Source organism: Sandarakinorhabdus sp. (assembly GCF_031422795.1).
GTDB lineage: Bacteria > Pseudomonadota > Alphaproteobacteria > Sphingomonadales > Sphingomonadaceae > Sandarakinorhabdus.
In genome coordinates this window covers 1-7225 of sequence record NZ_JANPML010000092.1, presented here as the reverse complement: position 1 = coordinate 7225, position 7225 = coordinate 1, and the positions used below count along the sequence as shown (strand labels likewise).

The 7225-nt window shown below is 63.0% G+C and carries 3 protein-coding genes and 2 pseudogenes; 2 read left to right on the top strand and 3 right to left on the bottom strand.

All coding sequences use genetic code 11. The features are described from left to right. Nucleotides 1-13: 13 nt before the first annotated feature. Together RMO81_RS03645 and RMO81_RS03640 are read right to left on the bottom strand one after the other, a co-directional pair. Nucleotides 14-1387: a peptidylprolyl isomerase gene (locus RMO81_RS03645; RefSeq protein WP_310474381.1), complete on the bottom strand. Its 1374-nt coding sequence runs from the start codon at nt 1385-1387 to the stop codon at nt 14-16. Between the two features lie 148 nt (nt 1388-1535). After that, nucleotides 1536-3782: an LPS assembly protein LptD gene (locus RMO81_RS03640; protein ID WP_310474380.1), complete on the bottom strand. Its 2247-nt coding sequence runs from the start codon at nt 3780-3782 to the stop codon at nt 1536-1538. A gap of 165 nt (nt 3783-3947) precedes the next feature. Here RMO81_RS03640 and RMO81_RS03635 point away from each other — a divergent pair. After that, nucleotides 3948-5054: pseudogene (locus RMO81_RS03635) on the top strand (leucyl aminopeptidase family protein); the annotation flags it as partial. 3 nt (nt 5055-5057) lie between these two features. On the opposite strand, the pseudogene RMO81_RS03630 reads toward RMO81_RS03635, so the two are convergent. Continuing rightward, nucleotides 5058-6224: pseudogene (locus tag RMO81_RS03630) on the bottom strand (leucyl aminopeptidase); the annotation flags it as partial. Nucleotides 6225-6396: 172 nt separating this feature from the next. Between RMO81_RS03630 and RMO81_RS03625 the strand changes: the two are divergent. Beyond that, nucleotides 6397-7225, top strand: an 829-nt coding sequence (locus RMO81_RS03625) for an LptA/OstA family protein (RefSeq protein ID WP_310474379.1), incomplete at its 3' end; no start/stop codon positions are given.

Here is a 7225-nt window from a genome sequence, read left to right as displayed (position 1 = left end):
GGCAGCGCCGCCATCAGCGATAATCGACGATCGCGTCGCGCCGCAGATCGCGCAGATAGCGGCGGGCGCGCATGTTGACGCGCTCATCGTTCATCTGGGCAAAGATTTCCTCGAAATTGGGCGCCTTGGCCTGCACCTGCGTATCGTCGCGGCCGCACAGGACCAGCACGCGCAGGCCTTCTTCGGCCGAACCGAACGCCGGAGTGGCCTCGCCAATCGACATACGCCCCAGGATCGCCTGCAGCGGTGCGGGCAGATCCTTCATGCGCACCGCATCATTGGTTGCCACTTCGGCGCCGATCTTCTGTGCCATCGTCTCGACGCCGCCGCAGCCACCCATATTCTGGGTCAGGCCGCCGATTTCTTCCACCCTGGCACGGGCCTGGGCTTCGGTCGTTTCGGGTTTCAGAGGGATGGTCAGTTGTTTCAGGCTGAGCATGGCCATCAACGGATCGGCGGCCAGCACCTGGCGTTTTTCGATCAGCGCCATGATGGCAACGCCGCCAGCCACCGGGATGGCGTCGGTGATCTGCCCCGGCTGCAGCGCGGCCACTGCAGCGGTAACAGCATTGTTCAACTGTTCACCGCGCACCCAACCCAGATCGCCGCCCAGGCCGGCGGACGAGGCTTCGGAAAACTGGCGGGCATAGGCGACAAAGCTGGCACCGCCGCGCACCTGGCCGACAATGCGCGATGCGTCCTGCATCACCGCATCCAGCGTTTCGGGCGACGCCGACAGGAAGATTTCGCCAACATGAAATTCGTCCTTGCCCTTGGCGGCATTCAGCTTGTCGATGACCTGCTGCACTTCATCGTCGCCGACATTGACCAGCGGTTCGACCTTGCGGCGCAGCACCCGGCTCCACGCCATTTCGGCGCGGATCTGGGATTTCAGGCTGGCCGGCGAACTGGTGTTCTGGCGCAGATAGGCTTCGAACTGAACGGGCGTGCGCTTGAAATTCTGGGCGATACGCTCGAACGAACGCGTTACTTCTGCTTCGTTGATGCGGATGTCGTTTTCGGCGGCTTCCTGCAATTGCAGTTTTTCATCGATCAGGTTGCGGATGATCTGTAGGCGCAGACGCTGTTTTTCGGCATCATCGACGCGGCCGCCATTGGCCGCCAGCACCAGCCCCAGCCGCTGATCGATATCGGTATCGGTGATCACGTCACCATTGACGATGGCCTGGGCCTTGCGCAGCGTTGGATCGACATCGCCCAGCACCACCAGTTCCGGCAGATCATTGGCTGAAAAGCTGCGGTTTGCCGCCTGGGCAAACAGGCTGGCATTGCCGGCCGGGACTGAAAGGGCCAGCGCCATGGGGGCCAACACCCTTGGAGCCAGCGCCATCAGCGCCCGTCGGCCGGTCAGAAAATTCAGCTTCATTCACATGCTCCGAAGCGCCGCAGCGCACCCCCCGATGCCTTGCCCTTAGCGCAAGGGCAGCGGCCGGGGAAAGCGCTTGTTTGGGCCCAGTGGTTTGGGCCGGCCTGCGCTGCCATGGCGCCCGCTGCCTGAACGCGGGCTGAAAACATCATTGACCCAGCGTCTTGAAGGCAATGCTGATCTGGAAACTGTTGCCGGGGCGGAAATCGCGGTCACCCACATAATCGCGGCGCCAGCCGATGCCGAACCGGAAACATTCATCCTCATACTGGATGCCAACCCGGTGGCGGATGCCGCGAAAGCCGTCGCCGTTGGCCAGGGGATTTTCCGCCTTGGTGGTGAGATCGATGATGGCATTGCCGAACAGCGCCCAATAACGTGCCAGGGCGACCCGCCCGGCAATGCGCAGTTCCTGCCGGTCTTCCAGATCTTCCAGCGTGACGTTGCGGTTGAGCCGGATATACGCCGCCGACACATACGAACGCCGGCCACCCACGGTGAGATCAATTTCGTTGCGGCGGACGGCGAAATTATCCTTGTCGAGCCGGAAGCGATGAGTGAACTCCACCAGCCGGCCGATCTTCAGGCTGGTGCGGCCCACCACATCAGACACGCGGCCGCGAAAGCCGGTGCCATCGGCAAATTCACTGCCATCGCCGTCCAGCCGCACCGATTGGCCGATTTCGGCGCGCAGCTGCCAGCCGGGCCGATCCAGCGTATATTCGGCGCCGTACGTCAGGCGACTGCCGCTTTCGACGCGATCAAGACCGGGCGTGCGGCCCAAATCGAACAGCGACACATCTTCCAGTTCGAAGGCGCGGGCGTCTTCGTTGGCAAAGCCATTGTTGGCGATGCGCGGCGCCGCCACCAACTGCACGCGCGGGCTGATCACCTGCTCGCCGCCAAAGGCCGGGCCGGCAAATGGCCAGCTCACATCCACCGCCGCCAGCGCCACACCGCGCCCGCGCCAGCCATCGCGGCCGGCATATTCGGGGAAGGTGGCCAGCGCTGAATTGCGCACATCGTACAAATCGCCGCGCACAAGGCCGGTAAAGCTGATGCGCTGGCCCAACTGGGTGTAAAGGCTGCGGTCCCAGCGGCCCCAACCCACGGCGCGAAACATGTCCTGCCCGCTTGTCCGCGTGACCAGCAGCGAATTGGCGCCCAGCCGCACCTTGCCGCCGGCCACATTCCAATCCGGCCGCCAGTCATAATCGATCAGCGGCAGCGCCAGTGGAATCTCGCTGGCCCGGTCGCTGGCGCGCAGGCCCTGGAAATACCACGCCGAAATCGACAGCCAACTTTCATTGGTGACGCGTTCCAGCGCATAAGATGATCGCAGCGTATCATCAAAGCCCAGGCCATAGCGGCGGTTAAACGTGTCATCGGTGGTGAGCCGAACCGAAAACACCGATCGCCATTGGCTGTCGTGCTGCAAACGGCCCTTCACGCCCAGATAGCCGCGGAAGCGCTCACCCTGGTCCACTTCGGTGACACCGTCGGCGGCAAGATCGAACCGGCGCGCGTAGGTGAACATGCCATCCACCTGGATCGGCCCATCCTTCAGCAGCCGCCGCGCCTGGAAGGCCAGCGCCGGGTTGGTGGCGGAATACAGCCAGGGGGTGATGGTGAAATCCTGATCCGGCCCCAGCGCAACATAGACCGGAATCGAAACGCCAACGCCCAACTGACGCTGGATCTCCACTGCCGGCACCAGCGCGCCACCGGCCCGCGGCGAATCGCCATCAGGATGCGACAGGCTGGGCAGCCACAGCACCGGCAGCCCGAACATTTCAAGGCTGGCACCACGGTAAGAAATGCGGTGGCGATCTTCATCATAAACGATCTTCACCGCCTTGATCTTCCACACGGGCGCCTGTGGGCAGCCATCGCCATCCACCACGGCGCAGGGGGAATAAACGGCGCTGTCCATGGTGTAGCGCTTTTCGCCGCGAGTGGCAGCCTTGGCGCCCAGCCGGCCGCCATCGTTGAGCACCAGCAGCATGTTGGCGATGGCGCCGTCTTTCAGGCTGTCGGTAAGGGTGATGCGGTCGCCCAGCGCCTGATTGCCGCTGGGATCGGTGATCTGCACATTGCCGATGGCAACAACATCGCCGGCGATGCCGTCCTGCCCGCGGCGATATTCCACCCGATCCGCCACCAGCGCATAGCCATCGCGCGAAACGCGCACGCGGCCGCTGGCAATCACCAGCCGGTCGTCTTCGGCATATTGCATCTGGTCGGCTTCGAAATTAACCGAATCGCCGGCCTGCGGCAGACCGCTTCGGCGCGGCGGCGCATCGGGGTCGCGGTTGACCGGTTCGCGATTGCCCAGCAGTGCCGGCGACATGCGCTGCGCCAGCGCCGGGGCCGGCAGCAGCGCCAGACCGGCCACAGCCAGCAGCAGGCCGCGACGAAGCGCAGATCGTGATGCAGGCGGAGAGGCGGAGACGGGCACATTCGGTCGATAGCCGGGCCATGGCGGGCCTGCAACCATCTGCTTGGCGAAGCGGTGGGCGCGGCCTAATCAGAACGCCTGTTCGAATCGAAAGGGAATTTCATGCTCGCCATTGCCTATCTGCCCGTAGTTGCTGAACCGGCTGCCGCGTTGGTGGTGTTTGCCGGCCCGGATGGTGCGCTCAGCGCCGGGGCGCAGGCGGCTGATGCCGCCAGCAATGGCGCCGTGCGGGCGGCGGCCAAGGCCGCACGCTTTGAGGGCGGGGCGGGCGACATTGTTGAACTGCTGGCGCCTGCCGGCCTGCCGCACAGCCGCCTGCTGCTGGTTGGCACCGGCCCCGCCGACAAGATCGACGCCAGCGTGGCCGAGCGTATCGGCGGCGCCATCGCGGCGCGGCTGCTGCTGAGCGGCGAGACAACGGTGAACGTGGATGTGGCCGGCGTGGCGACAGGCGATCTGGCCGCGCATCTGGCGCACGGCGCGGTGCTGCGTTCGTGGCGGTTCGATCAGTATCGCACCACGCTGAAGGACAAGCAGAAACCGACCCTCACCAGCCTTGCCATCGTCGGAGCCGGCGTGGTGACCGCGCACGACCGGTTGATGGGGATTGCTGGCGGCGTGGCGCGCACGCGCACGTTGGTGACGCTGCCGCCGAACGTGCTGTATCCCGAAAGCTTTGTCGAAAGCGCCCGCGATCTGGCGGCGCTGGGCGTGGAACTCACTGTGCTTGATGATGCCGAAATGAAAAAGCTTGGCATGGGCGCGCTGCTGGGTGTGGCGCAGGGTTCGGTGCGGCCGGCGCGGATTCTCGCCATGCGCTGGAACGGCACCGGCAAAAAGGATGTGAAGCCGGTGTGCCTGGTGGGCAAGGGCGTCACCTTTGATACCGGCGGCATCAGCCTGAAGCCGCCAGCCGGCATGGAAGACATGAAGTGGGACATGGGCGGGGCAGGGGCCGTGACCGGCGCGATGCACGCGCTGGCGGCGCGCAAGGCCAAGGCGCACGTGGTTGGTGTGATTGGCCTGGTGGAAAACATGCCCGACGGCAATGCCCAGCGCCCCGGCGACGTGGTGACCACGATGAACGGCCAGACCGTGGAAGTGATCAACACCGATGCCGAAGGCCGGCTGGTGCTGTGCGACGCCATCTGGTGGGCGCAGGAAACATTCGAACCGGAAGTGGTGATCGATCTTGCCACGCTCACCGGTGCGATCATCGTTGCAGAACATGCCCGCATATTCATTACCAAGCGAAATGATGATCGCGCCCGTCAGCGTGGCGAGATCAATCATCACCTTGGGGGCATATTTCTTCTGAACCCAGGTCATCGCATCGCACAGGACAAGGCGACCCTCGGCATCAGTGTTGATCACTTCAATCGTCTGCCCCGACATTGACGTCACGACGTCACCGGGGCGCTGGGCATTACCGTCGGGCATGTTCTCGACGAGACCGCACACGCCAACGACATGCGCCTTGGCCTTGCGCTTGGCGAGTGCGTGCATCGTTCCGGCAACGGCCCCTGCCCCGCCCATATCCCACTTCATATCCTCCATTCCCGGCGGGGGCTTGAGCGAAATACCGCCGGTATCAAATGTCACGCCCTTGCCGACGAAGGCCACAGGAGTTGGCTGTGCGCCACCCGTCCCGTCCCAACGCATCACCAGCAGCTGCGCCTCACGCCGTGACCCTTGCGACACGCCGAGCAACGATCCCATGCCGAGTGCGGCCATCGCCGCCTCATCAAGCACTTCGATTTCAACGCCGAGTTCGGTGAGATGCTGACACCGCGCAACGAAGCTTTCGGGATAAATGATGTTGGCGGGTTCAGTCACCAGTTCGCGGGTGAGCGATACGCCGTCACAAATCGCGCTGGCGCGGCCCCAAGCGGCTTGCGCGTCGGCAGTGGCACCAACGATAGTGAGTGCTTCAAGCGTTGGTTTGGCTTTGGCGGCTAACTTAGTGCGGTATTTATCATAGCGCCAACTCCGTAGCGTAGCTCCTGCCGCCATCCGCGCGACCGCATCGGCCGAGGGCGCAATCGTCAGCCCGGTAAGATCAACAACCGCGCTGGTTTGCCCCGAGGTCAGCAGCTTTGCCGCAATCGCGGCTCCTGCTTTTTCAAAAGCCTCGCCGTCGCCCTTATCAATGCCGACGAGCAAAATCCGCTGCGCCCCGGCGACGAAATGATCTGAAACCGTGCCCGCTTCGCCCTCAAATCGATCCGCCGCTGCGCCCGCGCGAATGACGGCAACTTGATCACTTGTCAGCCCCGGCATCGCCGCTGCACCAACGCCGTCCTTGCGGACGGGAAACACCCTCGTGCTATTTGGGCTGCCATCAGTGACTGTCTGAGCGAAGCTGATTTTGATCATCATAATTCCTTGGTGTGTTCGCCGGCTGTATAGCTTTGACGAATCGTCCTGCCCCCTGTTAATGACTGATCAGCAAATCGCCAATTGCAGTGCGCGGCTTCCAGTGCGATAGACGCGCAATATCGTTAACGGTCAGGTGATTGTGGGAAAATTTCGGGCATTCAAGCTGGCCTCATTGCCGTTTTTGCTGGCTGCGAGTGGTTCAGGCTGGGCGCAAAGCGCTCCGGCAGCGCCGCCGATTGACAAAAACATCGTCGATTTTGAGGCCGATGCGCTCGATTATGATGATCGCGCTGACATCGTCACGGCAACTGGCAACGTCAAAATGGAGCGCGACGGCAACCGCGTCCGTGCTGACAAAGTCGTGTGGCAACGCAAAACGGGCCAAGTACTGGCGACGGGCAATGTCGCCGTCACCAGCCCCGGCGGCGATGTTGCTTACGGCGATTCAATTGAGCTGACTGACACGCTCAAAGACGGCGTGGTTCAGGAACTGCTGATCGTGCTGGCCAATGGCGGGCGGATCGCGGCGCGAACGGGGGTTCGCAAGGATGATGTTTCAGTGCTTGATAACGCCGCGTACAGCCCGTGCGCGATCACCGATGATGCGGGATGCCCCAAAAACCCATCATGGAAGCTCAAGGCGCGCAAGGTCACCTATAATCCGGCGGAAAACCGCATCCGGTTCAAAGGCGCACGGCTTGAACTGTTTGGGCTTGAGCTGCCAACGTTGCCCGGCTTCTCAATTCCTGCCGACAACAGCGGCGCAAGTGGTATTCTCGCGCCTGACCTGCGCTACACGCGCGCGAACGGGCTTGAAGCGACACTGCCAATTTATCTGCGTATCGCGGAAAATCGCGATTTGACCATTACGCCGCATGTTTACACCAATGTGCTGCCCGCGCTTGAGGCCAATTACCGAGCACTCGTCAGCAAAGGCGCATATCAAGTCGGCGGTTTTGCAACCTACGGCTCGCGCCTGCAAACTGGATCAAGCGTGATCG

Coding starts and splice junctions, on each gene's coding strand:
- RMO81_RS03645 (WP_310474381.1), bottom strand. CDS start 1,387: ATGAAGCTGAATTTTCTGACCGGCCGACGGGCGCTGATGGCGCTGGCT.